Genomic DNA, 17675 nt, shown 5'->3' on the forward strand with positions numbered 1-17675 from the left:
AAGCGGTCAGGTGTTGTCGGGTAGTGGGCGGAGATAGCCGTGTCCAATGCCGTAGTAGGTATAGAGGCAGTCGAAACAGACTACGTCGTTCTTGTTCCCCGTAGAGGCTGCGGTTTAGAGCGTTAGTGGGGTCTGGTTGAGTGCTGAAGCGGCGATCTAGGCACGCGAGTCGGCCTTGCCCACCCAGCGGCGGCAATCGGCGCACGGCGCCTCGTACATGTTGGTGCGCATTGCGCGTCCTAACTCCTTCGAATGATCAGTTCGATTGTGCCCGAACGGCTCTCGGTTCCGGCACAGGTTCCGGCCTCGGTAATTCGGTATGAGAAACCTCAGGTGAGCAGGACCACGAAGACCAGGGCGAGGCAAAGACCTATCAAAGCGAAGATCGCAGCAGCGCGGAGGTTGAGCTGGGTGGCTTGTTCGGCGAGCCGGTCGGTCAGGTCGGTCATCTTCTGCTGAGCGGCCGACCGCTCCCGCTCGGCGGTCTTGATGCTCTGGTCGGCCCGGTGGAGTTCGGCGTTTTGACTGGTGATTTTGGCTTCGAGCTGTTTGCGGTAGGTGAGGGCTTGCTCGGCCGCGGTGGTTTGGCGGGTGAGTTTGTCCGCGGTGGTGCGCAGCGAGTTGCAGGCGGTCTCGAATTTGGCACGCAGGTCGTCGCGTTCGGTGAGTGCCGCGGCGAGTTGGCGTTTCTTGGCCGCGATTTCCTCGGCTTGGGCTTTGGTGTGTTGCTGCCAGTCGGTCACGGTGGCCCACCCTCCTTTCTTGTGGTCCGGGTGCGCCCATGCCAGCCGGTCGCCAGCGATCCAGTCACGCAGGAAGGCACGGACCGAGATGTGGGCGGGTCGCAGGCCGGCGCGCGGGCGGTAGGTGAGAAATCCGGTGTGGGCTTCGTAGTCGTCGCCAGCAGGGTTGAACGAGGTGATGCCCAGGACTGGCAGCTTCTCGGCCCAGGAGCACGGGCGGGTGAGCCACAGCACTTCGTCGGCGCCCTCGGCGAGCAGATCCCGGGTGCGTGCTTGCGCGTCGGAGTGGTCGAGTCGCGACCATTGGACCTCGACGGCGAATCCGCGCCCGTGCAGGTGGCCGAACACATCCGGCGTGCGGGCCTCGAGGTGGGTTTCCACCCGGGCGTCCTCGGAGCCGAGCACCCGCAGTTCCGCGCACACCCAATGTTTGAGCCGGAAGTGCAAGAACGTCTCGCGCGCCGACGTCCTCAGGGCGCGATCACCGGTGACCCCAAAGCCTTTGCCGTGGCGCACGAACGGGTTCTTCGCACTTGAGTGGTAGACCGTTACCGGATGCTGGCAGACCAGGCACCGCAGCCCCGAGGTCTTCTGCCACGTTGCGAACACACCTGGGTCGCGGATGTCGATGTACTCGTCGTAGCGGCCCAGCGCGGCATCCATCTCCAGCGCATAGCACGGGTTTTTCCGATCCGGCCCGGCCATCCTCACCCCCAGAGCAACGTGAACGTCAACCACCTATCACGGTAGCGAACGGGTATGACACAAACCTGGGTTTCGGTGCGCACGAACGGATTTGGTCTCTATCCGGCCGAACGAGCCCTCGAGTCGTTTCGGATTGAGGCTTATGCGTCAAGCTAGCCCTGGGTGGTGAAGGGCTGCGCGCAAATCCCGCAGACAATCGTACCGCGTTCGATCGTGGTCTCGTCGGCCTCGATGTGCCGGGGTGGTGAGCACTGGCAGGTCAGCACCTGGTCGGGGTCGCCGGTGTGTGGATTCTGTTGTTGAGGCATATGCATCACGCGTCCTGGGTTGTCGGGGCGATTCGGAATTGTTCGTTGCAGAATCCGCAGAAGATCCGGCCGGCGGTGATCGTGCGTTGCGCGGCGCGGACCCGCCGCACCGGATCACAGGCACAGACCAGGGCTCGGCCGCTGCGTGGGGCGCGTTCACGCTCCTTTTCGTCGTTGGTGGCGTCCGCGTCGTCACCCGGAGCCAACAGGTCGTGGGGAGGGGGTTCGTGTTCGGAGCGGCGGCGCGCGATCAGCACCCCGGTCAGGGCGGCGATCTGGCTGCGGTACTGGGTTGCGGTGGCGTCGGGCAGGGTTGTTGCCGACCAGCCGCGGTGGGGTTCGCGGGTCACCGACAGGCCGAGTTCCTGTGCGATGCCTTGGAATCGGGCGTTGTGGTAGGTGCCGGCGCGGCTGGTGTCCTGGATGCCGCGGGCGCGGGCGACGCCGTGGGCGGCCTCGTGCAGCATCGTGGCCAAGACATCGTGGGCGCCCTGGGCGAATCCTTCTCCCCCGACGAACAATTCCGGCATCCACTGTTCGCCGCGCTGCCAGCGATCGGGTCCGAACTGTCCGAGCCGAACACCCCGGCCGGACCCGACCGATCCGGCGGCCATCGCGACCACCACGTCGGGCACGTCGGGATGGCGTTGGCGGATCGCCGCCCACACCGTTTCGATCGTGGTGACAACAGTTCCAGCGAACGCATTCACCCTCGTCTCCTCCCATAGATCTGCGTGCCTCGGTCGAACATCGACAGCTCCGCCCCTGAATGGGGTGATGCGATGTCGAGGACGCCGGCAGCCGCCGCGCCGGGTGGTTGTTCCAGATACCCCGGGTGATCACAAGCTCCGGGCTTGTGATGCCTATGCGTCAATTCTACCGCGAAAACCCTTGATTAGCAGCATGTTTCGGCGGTCGGACCAGTGCGATCCCGCTACAACGATGTGATGCATATGCATCACATGGCCTCCATCTGAATTACTTGACGCATGCGCATCAACTGGGCCCCACCCTGGTTTTGTGGTCCCATCCGCGACGCCTTCACAAAGGTGCGGCCGCCTCGCCGGGAGCCTCGTCCCTGCGAACTCGCGTGCTCTTGACCGCTACGTTCGCACCCTGCTCGCCCCCGCACTGAGCGCGCCTTGGCCGCGAACACGCCACCTCTGGTGGCGCAGCTCTAGACGTAACGTCCGCTCCCAACCTGACCCCGCTCCCAACCCCCTCCTTTGTGGTCTCTTTTCCTCTTTTGGTCCTTCTCTTGTCTCCCTTGTCTTTTGATCTCTTGTTCTTTGTGTTTTGTGTTGTCCTCTGTCCCTGCCCGGCTGACACTCTCTATGAACAGCGAAGCCATAGAGAGTGTCAGCCGGGCAGGGACAGAGGGCGGCGCGAAACACCCAGCTCAAACGTAGTTTGAGCGTCTACCTGCCGGGACTTGGACGGGACTTGGTTTTCCCGTCATTGTCCCGTCCAAGTCCCGTCATTGTCCCGTCCGAGTCCCGGCAGGAGTGGGCGTCTGAGCACACGAAAAGGCCCGCCTGGCGGGTGCCTGGCGGGCCTGGATTCGGGTCGGCGGGTCGGGATCAGGTGGTGGGCATTTGGTTCCAGATCTGTCCGTCGAGGGTGCGGCCGTGCTGTTTGGGTGTTCGTCCGCCCCACTGTTTGAAGAAGAACGGCACGCCGGCGTCGACGCATTGGTCGCGCAGGTCGCGCACCCAGTCCGGGTGCATTGCGCGGGCGCCGGAGCCGGACTCGCCGCCGGCGATCACCCAATCCACGGCCGGATCGGGTCGCCAGCTCGAACACCGACCGCCGCAGCCACATTCGTTGCGGTCAGCGTCATCGGGACGTCGGCATCCGCACCCCTCAGGGCATCTGTCCGGGAACAAATGCAGGTCGAGGTCGACCGGTCCCAGCAGTGGCTCGCACGACAGGAACCGCACCGCGGCGGGAACGGCCCGCAAGTGGGTGATCCGCGCGGTGCTGGCCTGGTCCTCGACCGACACACCGACCCACAGGTTCGGCGGAAACACCAAGTCCCGCTCCGTCATTCGCCGCATCCGCAGCGGTCGCTTGGTCAATATCTGGTAGGTGTGCTGCGGCGTCGAAGCGATCACCGCGAACACCTCCCGGACGAACGACTCCGGGACACGGGCATGGAACAGGTCCGACATCGAGTTCACGAACACCAGCCGTGGGCTGCGCCAGCGTGCCGGAATGTCGAGTGCCGCTGGGTGAATCGTCACCCCGAACCCGGGCCCGGAGGTGCGGGGGTCGCCGTCTGCCTGGTATTTGGCGGCGCCCATGGCTTTCAGCCGTTTCGCCATCGATAGCGCGTAGCAGTGATCGCAGCCCGCGCTGATCCGGTCGCAGCCGGTGACCGGGTTCCAGGTTGTCTCGGTCCACTCGATCCCGGTCATCGCACGCGACTCCGACCGGTCTGCTGCTCGATGTCCGAGGGTTCGGTGTCCTCTACCAGTTCGGCGTCGATCACGTCGATCGGCTCGTCGTCTGGTGCGTGGACGACCTGGAGCCCGGGATGCCGAGACGCGGTGTGCACCGGCGCCGGTGCGGGTGGTGCATCGGCCAGCACACGGCTCGCGGGTGGTGCATCCGCCGGTGCAGTCTTGGACTGGTTCAGTACGCGGGTGATCGTGGTGTGCGCGACGCCGATGAGCGGAGCGATCTGCCGCGACGACATGCCCCTGCCGCTGAGTTCGTGGATCAGGGCGTCACGATCGGCCGGTAGTGGCTGCTCGGTCTTCGCTCCGACGGGCTCCGGTGCTGGTGTCGACGGGTTGTGAGCTGGCGCGATGGCCAGTTCGGTTCGGTGTGCGCGTGGGCTGATGGATCGGGTCGAGTGGCCGTGTCGGGGTGTGCGTGCAACACGCCGGTGCGTGCGCACCGGCCCCGGTCGACGCAGTGGTGCACCGGTGGTGCGCGATGCACCACCGGGTGTGCTGCCGCTCGCGGCTGGTGCATTCGGCGGTGCAGTGTCGGGGGTGCGCGGGGCGGGTGCCTCGTGCTCGTTCTGGTCCGGATGCGCCTGGTGTGCAACACCTCCTGCGGTTGCTGGTGCGTCTTCGCCGGTGGGTGCCGGGTGGTGTTGCTCGCGCAGGATCATGTGGGCCAGCGCGGCGCCCATGCCGAGCACGGCGACGGGCAGGCACGCCACGAGCACGGTCACCGGCCAGGGCGCGGTCCGGACTCCCGCGGACTGCATGAGGTGATAGGCGATCTGTCCGACCGCGCCGAGGGCCAGACTGCCGAACGCGGACCATTTCGCATACCGGCGGGTCCCCGCGGCACGGATCCGGTGGCCCAGCCACACATACAGTGCGTAGGAGGCGTAGGTCTCCATCCCGATCGGCAACGTGATCGCGGTATTGAGGGTGAACGCGTCGGCGATACCGGGCAGCGGCCGGACCGGACCGAACCCGGTCAGCTCCCCCAACCCCACCCAGCCGGACCAGATCGCCACGAACGCCGGCAGCGCCAGCAGCAGCACCGGCCACGCCTTCATCGGCCGACGGGTCGACTGGTCGTCGAGCAGATTCGTTGTCATGATGTCGAAGCTCCTTTCGATTCGGACCGTCCCCGGTCAACGGGTGCGGCGCCGGTCACGGTCTTCGGGATCACCGGTGCCGGTGAACAGGTCGGTGATGGTGATGTTTTCGGCCGCGAGGTCATCGAGCACGCCGTACTCGACGCGGAACTCCGGGCGGGCGCCCAGCACGGTCCGGTGCGCGGCGAGGAATTCGTAATAGGTGATCTCCGCGGAGACCTCCCGGCGCGCCAGGTCGGTGGGTGCTGTCGTGTCCGGGTAGGCCAGTTCCGGGTTGTTCGCAACCGTGGTCGCGGCGACCATCGCGCGACACAGCTCGCTGGCCCGCTGATAGATCGCGGCGGAGTTGGGGGAGGTCATGGTGGTTGTGTCCCTTCGGTTCTGGTGGATTTAGCGGCCACGAGTCCGCGCCCGGCTCATGGCCGGGTCGCGAAATCTGTCCTGCTGCGGGGGATGCGGCCGGTCGAGGTAGGGGACGGGGTCGAGTTCGGACACCTCGTATCCGGCGTCGAGGTGGTCGGAGAGGTCTTTGCCGCCGCGGGCTTGCATCACCCGCACCTCCCCCACCCGCCCGGCCAAGGTGTCGGCGACCTTGGCGGCGTGCCGGTAACCGGGACGGTCACGGTCGGCGACCACAACCACCCGGCCGGCACCGGCCAGCCAACGCGCATGCTCCGGAGTCCAGGACCCGGCGCCGCCGACGTTGCAGGTCGCTATCAGTCCGGCCCGGTTCGCGCGCTGCACATCCTTTTCGCCCTCGCACACGTAGATCTCGCGACCGGTGTCGAGGCCTTCACGGATATCGGAGAGCTGGAACGGGATCGGCGCGAAACCGGCGTCCTCCCACTGGGTTCCGGTCCAACGCCGTTGATAGAACGACTTCTTCGTGCCGTGCTCGTGCGGGGTGTGTACCCGGATCACCGCGCCCTCGACGTGCCCGTCGGGCCACCGGTAGAGGTAGGCATCGACCTTCTCCGGAACCCCGGTCTGCACACCCAGGTCGGGTTTGCTCAGGATCGGTAACCGTGCGGCCAGGATCGCCTGCTCCACTGGCGACACCACCCCCGCCCGTCGCGGACCCTGACCACCACCGGCACCGGACGCGCCAGGTTCGCGGCGGCGTTCGGGCAGCCGGTCGAACATGTCCCGCACGCCCAGCTGCCGGTTCTCGGTCGGATGTGGCAGTCGTGCGAGGACTTTCTCGTCGTCGCAGGTGGCCCAGCAGCGCACGATCGTCTTGCCCTGCTCCGGGTCATACCGCACGCCCAGGCTCGGGGTGTGCGGGCGGCCGTCGCCCTCATGGACAGGACACAAATAGTTCGTCCACCGAGTCGGATCATGGGTGCCGTGTCCAGGGCCCATCGTGCGTTTCAACGCGGTGGTGATCAGGTGATAGGACGGCCCGGCGGGCTGGTGCTGCGCCATGGCTACCGCGCTCGCTGCTGCGGCGGTCGTTCCTGCCTGCGATCACGTTCCGCCGCGGTGAGGTCGCGGGCCTGGAGCTGGCTGCGGTACTCGACCTCGGTCACGCCGACGAAGTAGCCGACCGCGCGGTCCTCGTCGACGCCGTCCAGGAACCGGTCCATGGTCTCGGGGCGGCGCTGCCAATCGTCGTGGGCGGCGTCGAGGTAGTGCCAGTGCTCGGCGTGCGGACCGGACTTCCACAGTTGACTGATCTCATTGCGCGCGCACACAATCCGAGACTGTTCGTCTCCTCCGCGGGCGTGGGCGGCAGCGGCACTCAGACGATCGAATCGCGCGAAGTCTCGCCGCATGGCTTCTTCGTGTTCGCGTTCCATGTCAGCGACTCCGCTCGATCCGAGGACGCGGCCGATCCTGAACCGGCGCCGGATTCTGTTGCACCGGTTGCGGGTTCGCCTGCACGGGGATCGTTTCGAGGTAGTCGGCGTAGCCGGTGGCCTGTTGATCCCAGCGAGACTCCGCTTCGGTAGCACTGATCCCGTACGCGGCACCGATCTGATCCCAGCCGGCACCGAAAACGCGGGCGTTGATCACGTTGCCGAGCGGGTCGACATCGGCGGCACGCTCGATACGGATCTTCGTCACATGCCACTGCGCCGAGCGCGCCTGCCCTTCCGGAGTGTCGCGCTGGCTCCACTCCCGTTCCCATTCGGTGCTTCCCCACTGCGGACGGTGAAGGAGACCATCGGCCAGCTCCGAAGTCTTGATCGCGATTGCTGCCCTGAGTTCGCGTGCCGCCGCGTCGATTTCGGCGTCGCTCGGCGAGTGCTGCTCGGTGTTGTGGTCCATGTCAGTGGGTCCTTTCGATCCGGTGCGGGCGCGCCTGCTCGACCGCTGTGACGGCGGCGGGTGTGCGGCGGTCCCGGATTGGTGTGGTCGTGATGGCGTCGTGGACTTGGACGAGGCTGCGGTGCTGCACGTCGGTCAGGCCACGCTCGAACCAGGCAGGCTCGCCGCGGTCGAGTCGGTCGAGGCTGCGCGCCAGCGCAGCAGGGTTGTTCGCCCACTGCCAGTGCGCCATCTCGAGGTATCGCCACTGATCGGCGTGCGGCCCGTCCTCCCACCGCTGACCGATCGCGTTACGTGCGCGCAGGATCCGGGGCCGCTCCACTCCGGCACGGGCGCGGTCGGCGGCGGCACTGAGCTCGGCGAACCGGGCGAAGTCTCGCCGCATAGCTTCTTCGTGCTCGGGATTCATCTCAGCGGGTCCTTTCGATCCGGCGGCGCACGGGCACCGCGAGTTCGGTGACGGCGTAGCCGTCGTGGGTGTGCGAAGGTGCAGCTGTGAGGGCCTGCACTGCCCAGCCCAGTTCGGGGCGTGGCGTCTTCTTGCGGTCGTGGTAATAGCGCTGCGGACTGGCATTCGGGTCGTCGATGGTGTCTTCGTCCCACTGCCACGACCGCGCCCAACGGTGTGCGCGCCCGTAATCACGGGCACGCTGGGACGGTCCTGGTGTGAGTTGCATCCGCGCGAAGAGCTCGACCACGTCGCGATACCGGCCCGCGGTGATCGGCCGGTCGCCGTGCATGAGCGGCCCCATGTTGCTGGGACGCATGCCGAGTTCGTGAGCCAACCGAGCTTGCGGCCAGCCATCGGCAACCAACGCCCGCAACCGGCGCTGCGCGCCTACCAACGGCACCGGAGCACCGTCGGCGGCGACCTCGACCACTGATTCCGGCACCGGCACCGCCAAGATCCGCTCGGCGGTGGCGTGGGAAACCCACTGCTGCGGTGGCGATTCCGTACCGCCGCGCAGCAGGTGACCCAGCACCGATCGATGCAGACCGGCGAGCTCGACGAGCCGACGGTGACTCAGGCCGGCCTCGCTCAGCCGGGCGACGTGCTCGCGTACGGGTTCAGCGGGGGCTCGGTCCGGGTCCCATCGGCCGTAGGCCTTGTTGCGCTCTCGCGTCCGTTCGTAACACGCCCCGCACAAACCGCGTCGCAATGGCGGTTTGACCCGATCGCATCGGCCGCAGGCCTTAGCAGCGGAATTCCCGTGCCCGGATTGGGTTCCCATCGTGTCACCGGCCCCGCTCGATCTCGGGACGCACTGCCTGGCAGGACAGGATGCGGGCTTGTTCGATGCTGCGCCGCTGCACCGCGTCCAACCCGCCACCTGATGCACCGAGGGAATGCCGCAGCGCGTGGCGCACACTGTCGGGTTCGCATTCCCATTGGCTGCGAACCGATTTCAGGAACTCCCATTCCTGCTGATGCGGGCCGTAATGCCAGCCCTGATCGATCGCAGCGCCCTCGGTGTAGAGCCGGTTGATATCGGCTTCACTGGCCTGGGGCCGATACGCCATGTTGGTGAGGCGATCGAGTTCGGTGAACGCCTCACGCATCGCTTCCTCGTGCTCGCGGTGCATCCTCACCGCCCCCGCTCGATGCGCCGACGAGCTGGGCCGAACGCCGGTACCGGCACTTCCGGGGTGAACCGGGCTGCATCCGGTGCGTTGCGTTCGTAGTCGACGTGGAAGGTGTTGCCCGACAGCTCACGGGCCTGCTCGATGTTGCGCCGCTCGACCGCGGTGAGCTGCTCGTAGCCGATCTCGCGGTAGTGCTCGGTCCACGCCAGGAACCGGCGCACTCCCTCGGGGTCTTGCTCCCAATTGGTGTAAGCGGCGCACAAGTGTTGCCACGCTTCGGAGTGCGGCCCGTTCGTCCAGCGCTGGTCGAGGGTGTGTCGCTGGTCGTCGAGAGCCTCCACCTCGGTGTCGGGGCAATCCGATACCTCGGCGTGAACAACTTCATCGCGCAGCCGGACAAGTTCGGCGAAGTCGGTGCGCATGGCGTCTTCGTGTTCGTGTTCCATGTCACCGGCTCCGTTCGATCCCGTTGCGGCGCTTGCCGTTGCGTTCCGGCTGGGTGATGCGCTGGCGTGGGGTGTCGAGGTCTTCGGCTCGCCAGGGCTGGGTGTTCTCGCGCTGGTCGGCGGGTTCAGGCTGAGACTGATCGCGGGAGCGTTTTTCGGCCCAGTACTCCTCGGCGCCACCGTTGGCCCACCAGCGCACGAATTCGGCGGCCTGGGGTGCCCCGATCGGGCGGCCTCGATCCTCGATCGCCTGAACCTGACGGCGGATTACCTCCGAGTAACGGTCGGTGAGAGCGTCGGTCATGTTCTGGCGCACGAGGTTGTCGAAATCGCGTCGCGCCTCCTCATGGGACGCGCGGGCGTCGCGAAACCGATCCGCGTCGCTGTCCTCGCGGTTCGGGGTCGCTGGGCGATCACCGCTGGGATGCTCGCTGCCGTTGGAGCTACGCGAACGGCTGCCGTAACGGTCCGGCTCGGGAGTCGACCGCACCAACTTGGCGACCGCCTCATCGCGTTCGCCTTTGTACCGGTCACGTTCCGCGGCGACCTGTTCCACCGTGGGGCGCTCACGGAGCTCGTCGATCTCGTTGGCCAGGCGCAGGTTCCGGTTCTTCAACTCCTCGATCCGGGCATCGGCGCTTCCCAGGCACCGTTTGACCTCGTCACGGTCGGCGGTGACCGCATCCAAGCCGCGCTGAAGAATTTCGACCCGGGAGGCGAGCCGGTCCCGATCGGCGGCCATGTCGGTGAGCTGGCGTTCGATCTGCGCGATCCTGGAGTTGTCGACGCCGGCGGCGGCCGACGACTCGGCCGGGCGCGTCTGCTCTCCACGATTGCGGTGTGCGTGCTGTGCGCGCAGCGCGTCGATCTCGTCGCTCACCATCCCGATCGGGCCCTCGGTACGGAATACCGGATCGTGGTCGCCGCGGTCGCCGTCGTAGATGCCGACCTGCACGAGGGTTCCCGGTGCGGGCCGGATCGCGTCGAGCTGAGCGCGGGTCCAGTCCGCGCATTCGGCCTCGCTGGGGTGGCCGCGGGTTTCGTGCACCGCCCGGTCCCCGCCCTGGGGGGTGTAGCTGATCTGCGCGGCGTAGCGGTACCAGCGTTGACGGATGTCCTCGATGACATCGCTGGGTGTACCGGCGGCGACGTGGCTGGGCTGGACGGCGTCCTTGTCCCACAACGTCGCAGTCACCCTCGTGCGGGGCTCGATGTCGAGGGACCCCACGGTGTCGTGCACCCAGCGTGCAGAGGTTTCCCGGTCGTCGTGAAACCCGCGCAGCACCGAGATCTGATCGGCGTCGAGATCACCCGGTGCGTGATAGCGCACGATGGTCGTGAACCGTCGGTCCTGCGCGGTCACCGCGGCGGCGTCACGGCTGATGCTCCGGTCCCGAGCGTCGGTGTAGGCGAGCAGGTTTCCCGTGACCTCGCGGGGTTCGCCGTAGTCGCGGTAGGGCGACACGCTCTGGTCGTGGGTGTCGGTGATGTTCAGCTCGACGGTCGTGCCCGAGGTCCAGTCCGAGCGTGCGATGTTGTCGTGGACCCACTGCGCGGCGCCGTCTTCAGTTCTGGCCGAGCCGAACTCGCTCCACACCCAGCCCCGCGGATCCGACCACGTCAGCTGTGCGGCGAACCGCTCGGGCCGGCGTACCCGCGGCACCACGCGGCCCTGGTCTTGGTCGGGTGCGATCTCGCGGCCACGATGCACCTGGCCGGTCTTCTCCCGGGCGACCAGCGCCCGATAGTGCAGGGCATCAATGCCTTTCACCTTGTGGGCGCGGTCGAACAACCGGCCGGTCTTCAGGTGCGGGAACACCGTGGCCGCGTCGAGCCCGTCCAGAGCGATGCCCCGCTCGGTGAGCGTCAACCGGGAATTGTCGAGGATCTTCGAGCGGAGGTAGTCCGAATGCTCGGCCAGAATCTGTGAATCACGGTGCCGACGTGCGTGATCGATGTTCGGGTTCTCCGCACGCTCGGCGACGGTGGCGGCGTGCACGCGGTAGCGCTCGACCATCTGCTGAGTCCAGCCCAGTTGATGATCACGCATGGTCTGCTCGGCGCGGCGCTGCTCGCGCAACGCGAGACTGATCTGCTTGCGGATGCGGCGCCGTTCCAGCCAGTGTGCGGCTTGGGCGTGGGCGCGCAGCATGTGCTGAAACGAGCGGCCGAACTTCACCGCTTCGGCGATCAGTTCGTCTTCGGGACTACGGTCAGTCATGTCTGTATTCCTCTCGGAGGTAACGGATTTGAGGGCTATCGGGTGCGGTCGATCGGTGGCCGGCGCTGCGTCAGCTGGTGTTCGCGCTGTTCGCAGGCGTGGTCGGTGAGCTTCAACCGGCCGGCGTAGGCGCGTGCTCGGGCGAGCTGTTCACTGGCGCGCCACAGGTTGCTGTCGGCACTGGACAACCAGTTCTCCGTGAGCTGGGCGGCATGAAGCGGACTGATTGGTTCGCCGAGGGTGTCGACATCCAGGGATCGGGGCGCGCGGCTCAGTTCGTAGTAGCGGTGCTGGAGGTCGAGCAGCTTGCTCTGAAGCTCGGCCAGCTGGTCCTGGACCTCTCCCACCTCCAGGTACAGGTCCGACGGGATCGGCAGGACGGATTCGTCGTTGTGGTCAGGCATCGCCGCTCATCCCTCGATCTCGGTGCCGCGGCCGGCGGGGTCGGGGCCGGTGAAGCCCGGGTGTGGGTACGAGCCGTAGGCCGTGGTGATCGGCGCATCGGCGTCGTCGAAGGGCTGGTTGCGGGTGGTGACGACGCGGTCGAAGGCGATATCGAGTCGGAGCTGGTCCGTCCGCGACAGCCTCGCGCGGGCTTGCCATCCGTTGCGGCGGGTGAACTCCTGGAACAGGGCTTCGCGATGCGGATACAGCAGTGTGTGGTCGGCGTGGCGGTAGGAGTGCTCGGCGTGCTCGATCTCGGCGACCAGCCCCGCGAGGTCCAAATCGCGCGGGCTGTGCACCTGTTCGGGTGTGTTGAGCAGGTCCGGGTTGAACCCTGCGGCGACCAGGGCCGCATGCTCGTCGCGCTCGCGCTGGTCCTGCTCGCTCAAAGCGTGGTACAGGGTGTCGCGGGCGCGGCGTTCGAGGTTCAGCCGTTCCAGCTCGGCGCGCTCGCCCGGGGTTAGCCGACGCTTGGCCAGGTGCCCGGCGAGGGTGTTCCACGGGTCGTACTCGCCCCAGACGAACAGTGCAGCGAACATGCCGGCACCGAGAGCGATCCCGAGGAGGACCGAGCGAATGATATTGGGTTCCATGATGATTGACCTTTCTCTTATGCCGAGGGCGCGGCGGGTGAGGTGCGGGTGGTCTCGTGCCGGGTGCGGGCGGTATCGACGCGGTCGATCAGGCCGTGGGCAAGTCCGGCGAGGGTGGTGAGCACGACCGCGAACGCGCTACGGATCGCCCCGGTCAGGGCGCTCAGGACCTGGCCGATCGAGGGGCGTAGGGCGGCGTTCCACCACAGGTAGGCCAGCCAGCCGGTCCCGTAGACCGCGAGTGGGCCGGTCACGATCAGCGGTTCACCCCAGCCCGCGAGCACCCCGGCGGTGACCACAACAGCGGAGCCGCCGGCCGCGACACGTACGACCCGGCGCCGCGCGGTGCGCGCCGCCTCGACAGCGTTTTCGACGGTGAACGGCTTGTCCCAGTCCCCGGTGTCAGGGCCGCCGGCGACGGGGGTGACCAGCCGCAACGCCGGTCGCGGTGGCGCGGGGACAGTGTCGGGGTCGACTGGTTCGGGGACGTTGGCGACGACGTCGGCGAGGTAGTCGGCGAACTCGGCGGCGAGGATGTCACCGATCGCCTTCGGCTCCCGCGACTCGACCGGAGAGCCCGGCTCGTTCGGTGTCCGGTCGTCGTCGGATTCGTCGTCGTGAGGGTTGTTGTCACGGATGATGCGCATCAGATTGTTTGCCTTTCAACAGGTTTCGGGATGGACAGATCAGGCGACGGCGGTGTCACCAGAGATGAGCGGCTTGCCTGCGGCTTCACGGCCGCGAGCCGCAGCTGCGGCGGGGGTGCCGGGAAGCGGGGTGAGTTCGTCACGGTCGACTCGCACGACGTGGCCCCAGTCGGCGCGGCGGCCGCGGGCGTAGACGAATTCGCCGGTGTCGAGCTGGCGCAGCACGTCGGGGTCGACGAGCCATTTCTCCCCGACCGAGACCTGGCCCTCGTCGCCGTGGCGCTGCCCCTTGATCAGATGACGCGACGGCAGCATCGAGCGCAGGGAACCGACGTGCTTGCACAGGTCGCCGGCGTTCTCGTTGTAGCCCAGGATCAGCCCGCCCGCGCACGCCTTGAGCAGCCGGTTCAGCGACCACTCGTCCGGGGCGAGGCCTTCCTGGGATTGGGCGGCGAACAGCAGCGCCACACCCTGGGAGCGGCCTCGTTCGCACACATCGGTGAGCCCGATCGTGCCCTTCGCGGTTGTGAGAGCGGAGATTTCGTCGATAACCAGCGTCACCGAGCGCCGCTGGTCCTTGGCGGTGCGGCCGGCGCGCTGCATCACCATCCGCAAGATGGCGGCGACCTGGGCGCGGGCGGCGTCCTTGTCCAAACCGGGCACGGTCACATACAGCACGTCGAGGTCGTCGAGGTCCTTGCCGCCGTCGAAGACCATCTGCCCGGACTGGTCCTGAAGCAGCTCGAACAGGTTCGACGCCTTGATCAGCGCGTCGTCGAGCTGGGGAACCTTCTCCTCCTGCATCGCGTCGAGCATCCGTTTGACGCTCGGATCACCACCCCACGCATCCAGCAACACGGCTTTGTCCAGGCGGGCAAGGAATTCGGTCGAGGACTGCGGCGGCCCGACCGGCGCCCCGCACACCAGCGACACGATGCGGCGGCGCATCTCGTCGAAATGCTGGCCCTCGCTGGTGGTGGCCTCGCCGGCGTTGAGCAGATCCCCGACCGCGGCACGCTGGTCACGGGCGGAGGTGTTGGCCCACAGCTCGAGCCGGTCCCCGCCGGGCACCACCACCGCGATCCGATGCGGCTCGATTCCCTTGCGCAGGGCGATCTCCCGGATCTCGCGACCGAGTTCCAGATCATCGCGCCCGCCCTTGCACGAGATGATCACCTGAAGCGGGCGCGAGTACCGCCCCCGCATGCCGGGGACATCCGTCCAGCGCTGCCAGGCGCTCCACTCGTAGTCGAGCATCCCGGCGTAATAGCGTTTGATCAGCTCGGTCTTGCCGCCACCGGTGGTCGCGACCGCCGCCAAATGCCGGCGGGCCTGGCGGTGCGGGATCACCATCCACTGCTCATGGCGCGCGGTCAGCCCACGCCACAACCCCGGCGTCTCCGAAGTCGTCCGGTTCGCCAACGGACCGAGCACGACACCCTCGGCCACAGTGAAGGGGGCACCGTGCTGGGCGGTTTTGGCGGCGCGGGCGAACTGCCGCGCCAGCATCGCCTCACTCACGCGTTCGGTGCGGCCGAGGTTCTTCAACCCGACCGTGCGGACCTTGTGCACGAACTTCGCCCGCACATAGGTCGCGGTCACCGCCGCGAACGGCGCACCGAGCGCGAGCATCATCCGCACCCCGGACCAGTCACCGTCGGTGACACGTTCGGCGCCGGACCACAACAGCGACAACGGCGTCGTCCACGACCCACCAGCCGCGACCGAGGCGGCGGGCAGCAACAGCGAGGCGATAGCGAAGTTCCGCAGCCGGTGCGCCGAGAGCGGCCAATAGGTCGCCACCGCCACGATCAAAACCAGCATGACCATGAGCACCAGCCCCGCTGTCACCGCGGTACCGGCGTGATGGACCGCGACGCTCAGATCCGGCAGGTCGATGCCGTCGAGCTGTTGGATCGGGGGTTTGACCGGATGCACCTCGATCGGAGGCGGCGCCTGCTCGACAGTCACCGGCGCCGGCGGTGGTGGCGCGGTCGCGGTGCCGAGCGGGTCGCAGTCGGCGGGAGTGAGGACAGGTTTGCAGTTCTGGCTGCTCATGACGCTTCCTGAGAGAGGTGAATGAGGGTGCGGCGGCGGCGATTCGAACTGCGCGCCTTGGCGGCCTCGCGCATCGCGCCGTAACGGGTGAGGAACTTCTCCCACGTGCGGTCGAAGTCGCGGATCACCAGATCCAGCGCCAGCCGCTCACCGAATTCGTTGTCCGGCAGCCGTTCCGATGCCGCGTTGACGTTGTCGATCACCGCCGGGGTCCGGCACAGATACAGCACCCCGACCATGGATTCCTCCGTCGCGTCGCGGGCGGCACGGATAGCGCCCTTCAACGCGATATCCATGTGCTCGGGGTCCTTCTTGGACAACTCGACCTCTAAGGCCCACCAGCCGTGCTGGCCTTCCACCACCCCGAGGAACCGGCCGTCGTGCACATGCGGGTAACCCAGCAGCGGCGTACGCCCCGAGGACACCGGCGGCTCCCCCGTGGTGCGTTTGCCGTTGGGGCCGGCGGTCTTGCCGATCCGGTGCCGCAACACCCGCTCCGAGACCCACAGCGCCCGGTCGGAGCCGACGAGCATCACCCGCGCTTGGGCCACCGCCCGGTAGTGCTCGGCCAACGCCAACGGTGGATGCCAGTCCGCGGGCCGCCATCCCAGATAGCGAGCCGCGGTCACCCGGGTCGGGACCACCCACTTCTCCCCCGCCTGCACATCGGCGAGTTCGTGGATGAGGCCGTCGTTGTGCAGCTGCTTGGCCAAGCTGTACACGTGGTTACGTTCCATGCCCAGAAACCAGCCGAGCACGTCGAGCTGCATCGCGTGCATCTCCGAAATACCGGCCAGGGCAAGGGTTTTCCGTGGCGTCGAACGAGCTTCCTTCGGGTTGCGCAGCAGGTCCTGCACCGTGCTGCGGGGCAGCCCGACCCGGCGGGCGATCTCGTTCTGACTGAGCTGACGCGCATGTAAGGCGGCGACCTCACCCAGCGTCGCCTCGACCCGGCGAGCCCGAATATTCAGCGTGCGGGCGATCTCCTGGTACCCCATCCCCGCCGCACGCATGCCGGCCACGATCTGATCGCAGTACTCGATCTCCAGATTCGGGTGCCGATCAGATCGGACCCCGGACTTGTTCGTGTTGTGGTTCATCGGTTTCGCTCCCTTCCCACACCGCGCTTGACTGAGCGGCGAGCGGTGATATCGGCACGCGCCTGCTCGATGACCTCGCGCATATCGGCGGCATCGATCCCCCGGCGTTCACACGCGGTCGCCGACCGTTCCCACCGCGCCAGCTGCAACGCCTCCAGCTGCGCGTCCGTCGGAACTCGTTTCGGCACAGCCGAATCCGCGTCGTACAGGTACGCCTTCAACGGGCCACGTGATCCGCCCCGCGCCCGCAGCACCTGCGCCTCGTACTCGCCACCGGGCCGCTGTCCCTCGCGGGCGAGCTGGCGGCGGGTCCGCAGATGCTGCGGCGCCAGACCCCATGGCCAGGTCGGCAACCCGTGCCGTTCACCGTCGGGGTCGAGGAATCTGCTCATCGTGACCGCCGGATTCCGCGAGTCCGCAGCTCGGTTTGCACCGCAGCACGGAGCTCGTCGGCACCGTCCTTGCCGTAAAAGGCATCGAGGTAGCGGTTGCGTGCCCGACTCGTCTCCTCGTGCACAACTCTGCGGGCGGATCGGATCTGGTCAAGCTTGCCGATCTCCGCCGTCGAGTCAGCGAAGTCCTTACGCTCCATCGACTCCCACGCGGCACCGTCGATATCGGACAGCACATCCTCGACCGTCGCCAACCGGCGGAACTCCGCCAGCAAGCTGTCCCGATCGTCCGCCGGCGCGGTCATCGCGCCACCCCCGGCAGCTGCGACGCCGGTACGCACGAACCCGGACGCTCAATCGGCACACCAGCATTCACCGACCGGCAGATCTTCGGCGACGGCGTGTACTGCTGGTAGTCCACCCACGCCGCAGTGCACCCGCCCATCGCGATCAGCAGCAGCAACCCGAACGCGGCCAGCCGCAGCATCGGCGGCAACAAGCCGATCGGCGCGTATACCGCACCAGCACCGGTGAACTCCGGGCCGGCCATCGAATGCAACGGGGTATGACCCCGGCCGCGGTCGACGTAGGTCACGTGCTG

Annotated in this window: 21 protein-coding genes; all 21 read right to left on the bottom strand. The window is 67.3% G+C overall.

What is annotated here, in order from left to right; genetic code table 11:
* Positions 1 to 329: 329 nt before the first annotated feature.
* Positions 330 to 1406: a coiled-coil domain-containing protein gene (locus F3087_RS34025; RefSeq protein WP_191094279.1), complete on the bottom strand. Its 1077-nt coding sequence runs from the start codon at positions 1404 to 1406 to the stop codon at positions 330 to 332.
* A 355-nt stretch (positions 1407 to 1761) separates the two neighbouring features.
* Positions 1762 to 2466 carry a hypothetical protein gene (locus F3087_RS34030; protein ID WP_150406224.1) on the bottom strand — a complete coding sequence of 235 codons (705 nt, stop codon included), beginning with the start codon at positions 2464 to 2466 and terminating at the stop codon, positions 1762 to 1764.
* Between the two features lie 870 nt (positions 2467 to 3336).
* Entirely contained in the window at positions 3337 to 4173 is an 837-nt protein-coding gene (locus F3087_RS34035) for a DUF5131 family protein (RefSeq protein ID WP_150406225.1), read from the bottom strand.
* On the bottom strand, positions 4170 to 5318 hold the full coding sequence (locus F3087_RS46885; protein WP_223885558.1) for a hypothetical protein: 1149 nt from the start codon (positions 5316 to 5318) through the stop codon (positions 4170 to 4172). Before F3087_RS46885 ends, F3087_RS34035 begins: the two co-directional genes overlap by 4 nt.
* Positions 5319 to 5354: 36 nt before the next feature.
* Entirely contained in the window at positions 5355 to 5678 is a 324-nt protein-coding gene (locus F3087_RS34045; RefSeq protein WP_150406226.1) for a hypothetical protein, read from the bottom strand.
* Between the two features lie 30 nt (positions 5679 to 5708).
* Positions 5709 to 6743 (bottom strand): toprim domain-containing protein, encoded by a 1035-nt coding sequence (locus F3087_RS34050; protein WP_150406227.1) that lies wholly within the window; start codon positions 6741 to 6743, stop codon positions 5709 to 5711.
* A 2-nt stretch (positions 6744 to 6745) separates the two neighbouring features.
* A complete protein-coding gene (locus F3087_RS34055; protein ID WP_150406228.1) occupies positions 6746 to 7012 on the bottom strand; it encodes a hypothetical protein in 267 nt (88 codons plus the stop codon).
* A 106-nt stretch (positions 7013 to 7118) separates the two neighbouring features.
* Entirely contained in the window at positions 7119 to 7589 is a 471-nt protein-coding gene (locus tag F3087_RS34060) for a hypothetical protein (RefSeq protein WP_150406229.1), read from the bottom strand.
* 1 nt (position 7590) lies between these two features.
* Positions 7591 to 7998: a hypothetical protein gene (locus F3087_RS34065; RefSeq protein WP_150406230.1), complete on the bottom strand. Its 408-nt coding sequence runs from the start codon at positions 7996 to 7998 to the stop codon at positions 7591 to 7593.
* A gap of 1 nt (position 7999) precedes the next feature.
* Entirely contained in the window at positions 8000 to 8572 is a 573-nt protein-coding gene (locus tag F3087_RS34070) for a hypothetical protein (RefSeq protein ID WP_191094280.1), read from the bottom strand.
* 253 nt (positions 8573 to 8825) lie between these two features.
* Positions 8826 to 9179 carry a hypothetical protein gene (locus F3087_RS34075; RefSeq protein WP_150406232.1) on the bottom strand — a complete coding sequence of 118 codons (354 nt, stop codon included), beginning with the start codon at positions 9177 to 9179 and terminating at the stop codon, positions 8826 to 8828.
* Positions 9176 to 9619 (bottom strand): hypothetical protein, encoded by a 444-nt coding sequence (locus tag F3087_RS34080; protein ID WP_191094281.1) that lies wholly within the window; start codon positions 9617 to 9619, stop codon positions 9176 to 9178. Before F3087_RS34080 ends, F3087_RS34075 begins: the two co-directional genes overlap by 4 nt.
* Before the next feature lies 1 nt (position 9620).
* On the bottom strand, positions 9621 to 11840 hold the full coding sequence (locus F3087_RS46160) for a hypothetical protein (protein ID WP_191094282.1): 2220 nt from the start codon (positions 11838 to 11840) through the stop codon (positions 9621 to 9623).
* A gap of 35 nt (positions 11841 to 11875) precedes the next feature.
* Positions 11876 to 12244: a hypothetical protein gene (locus F3087_RS34085; RefSeq protein WP_150406234.1), complete on the bottom strand. Its 369-nt coding sequence runs from the start codon at positions 12242 to 12244 to the stop codon at positions 11876 to 11878.
* Between the two features lie 6 nt (positions 12245 to 12250).
* A complete protein-coding gene (locus F3087_RS34090) occupies positions 12251 to 12877 on the bottom strand; it encodes a hypothetical protein (protein WP_150406235.1) in 627 nt (208 codons plus the stop codon).
* Positions 12878 to 12894: 17 nt separating this feature from the next.
* Entirely contained in the window at positions 12895 to 13524 is a 630-nt protein-coding gene (locus tag F3087_RS34095) for a hypothetical protein (protein ID WP_150406236.1), read from the bottom strand.
* Between the two features lie 39 nt (positions 13525 to 13563).
* On the bottom strand, positions 13564 to 15582 hold the full coding sequence (locus tag F3087_RS34100; RefSeq protein ID WP_150406237.1) for a type IV secretory system conjugative DNA transfer family protein: 2019 nt from the start codon (positions 15580 to 15582) through the stop codon (positions 13564 to 13566).
* Positions 15579 to 16682, bottom strand: coding sequence for a hypothetical protein (locus tag F3087_RS34105; protein WP_150406238.1), 1104 nt, complete (start codon positions 16680 to 16682; stop codon positions 15579 to 15581). Before F3087_RS34105 ends, F3087_RS34100 begins: the two co-directional genes overlap by 4 nt.
* On the bottom strand, positions 16679 to 17074 hold the full coding sequence (locus F3087_RS34110; RefSeq protein WP_150406239.1) for an RRQRL motif-containing zinc-binding protein: 396 nt from the start codon (positions 17072 to 17074) through the stop codon (positions 16679 to 16681). Before F3087_RS34110 ends, F3087_RS34105 begins: the two co-directional genes overlap by 4 nt.
* The gene (locus F3087_RS34115; protein WP_150406240.1) at positions 17071 to 17379 is read right to left on the bottom strand and encodes a hypothetical protein; all 309 of its coding nucleotides are present in this window, start codon (positions 17377 to 17379) and stop codon (positions 17071 to 17073) included. Before F3087_RS34115 ends, F3087_RS34110 begins: the two co-directional genes overlap by 4 nt.
* Positions 17376 to 17669 carry a hypothetical protein gene (locus tag F3087_RS34120; protein WP_150406241.1) on the bottom strand — a complete coding sequence of 98 codons (294 nt, stop codon included), beginning with the start codon at positions 17667 to 17669 and terminating at the stop codon, positions 17376 to 17378. Before F3087_RS34120 ends, F3087_RS34115 begins: the two co-directional genes overlap by 4 nt.
* Between the last annotated feature and the right edge of the window lie 6 nt (positions 17670 to 17675).

The organism is Nocardia colli (assembly GCF_008704205.1).
Lineage (GTDB): Bacteria > Actinomycetota > Actinomycetes > Mycobacteriales > Mycobacteriaceae > Nocardia > Nocardia colli.

Coding starts and splice junctions, on each gene's coding strand:
- F3087_RS34025 (WP_191094279.1), bottom strand. CDS start 1,406: ATGGATGCCGCGCTGGGCCGCTACGACGAGTACATCGACATCCGCGAC.
- F3087_RS34035 (WP_150406225.1), bottom strand. CDS start 4,173: ATGACCGGGATCGAGTGGACCGAGACAACCTGGAACCCGGTCACCGGC.
- F3087_RS46885 (WP_223885558.1), bottom strand. CDS start 5,318: ATGACAACGAATCTGCTCGACGACCAGTCGACCCGTCGGCCGATGAAG.
- F3087_RS34045 (WP_150406226.1), bottom strand. CDS start 5,678: ATGACCTCCCCCAACTCCGCCGCGATCTATCAGCGGGCCAGCGAGCTG.
- F3087_RS34050 (WP_150406227.1), bottom strand. CDS start 6,743: ATGGCGCAGCACCAGCCCGCCGGGCCGTCCTATCACCTGATCACCACC.
- F3087_RS34060 (WP_150406229.1), bottom strand. CDS start 7,589: ATGGACCACAACACCGAGCAGCACTCGCCGAGCGACGCCGAAATCGAC.
- F3087_RS34065 (WP_150406230.1), bottom strand. CDS start 7,998: ATGAATCCCGAGCACGAAGAAGCTATGCGGCGAGACTTCGCCCGGTTC.
- F3087_RS34080 (WP_191094281.1), bottom strand. CDS start 9,619: ATGGAACACGAACACGAAGACGCCATGCGCACCGACTTCGCCGAACTT.
- F3087_RS46160 (WP_191094282.1), bottom strand. CDS start 11,840: ATGACTGACCGTAGTCCCGAAGACGAACTGATCGCCGAAGCGGTGAAG.
- F3087_RS34085 (WP_150406234.1), bottom strand. CDS start 12,244: ATGCCTGACCACAACGACGAATCCGTCCTGCCGATCCCGTCGGACCTG.
- F3087_RS34090 (WP_150406235.1), bottom strand. CDS start 12,877: ATGGAACCCAATATCATTCGCTCGGTCCTCCTCGGGATCGCTCTCGGT.
- F3087_RS34095 (WP_150406236.1), bottom strand. CDS start 13,524: ATGCGCATCATCCGTGACAACAACCCTCACGACGACGAATCCGACGAC.
- F3087_RS34100 (WP_150406237.1), bottom strand. CDS start 15,582: ATGAGCAGCCAGAACTGCAAACCTGTCCTCACTCCCGCCGACTGCGAC.
- F3087_RS34105 (WP_150406238.1), bottom strand. CDS start 16,682: ATGAACCACAACACGAACAAGTCCGGGGTCCGATCTGATCGGCACCCG.
- F3087_RS34110 (WP_150406239.1), bottom strand. CDS start 17,074: ATGAGCAGATTCCTCGACCCCGACGGTGAACGGCACGGGTTGCCGACC.
- F3087_RS34115 (WP_150406240.1), bottom strand. CDS start 17,379: ATGACCGCGCCGGCGGACGATCGGGACAGCTTGCTGGCGGAGTTCCGC.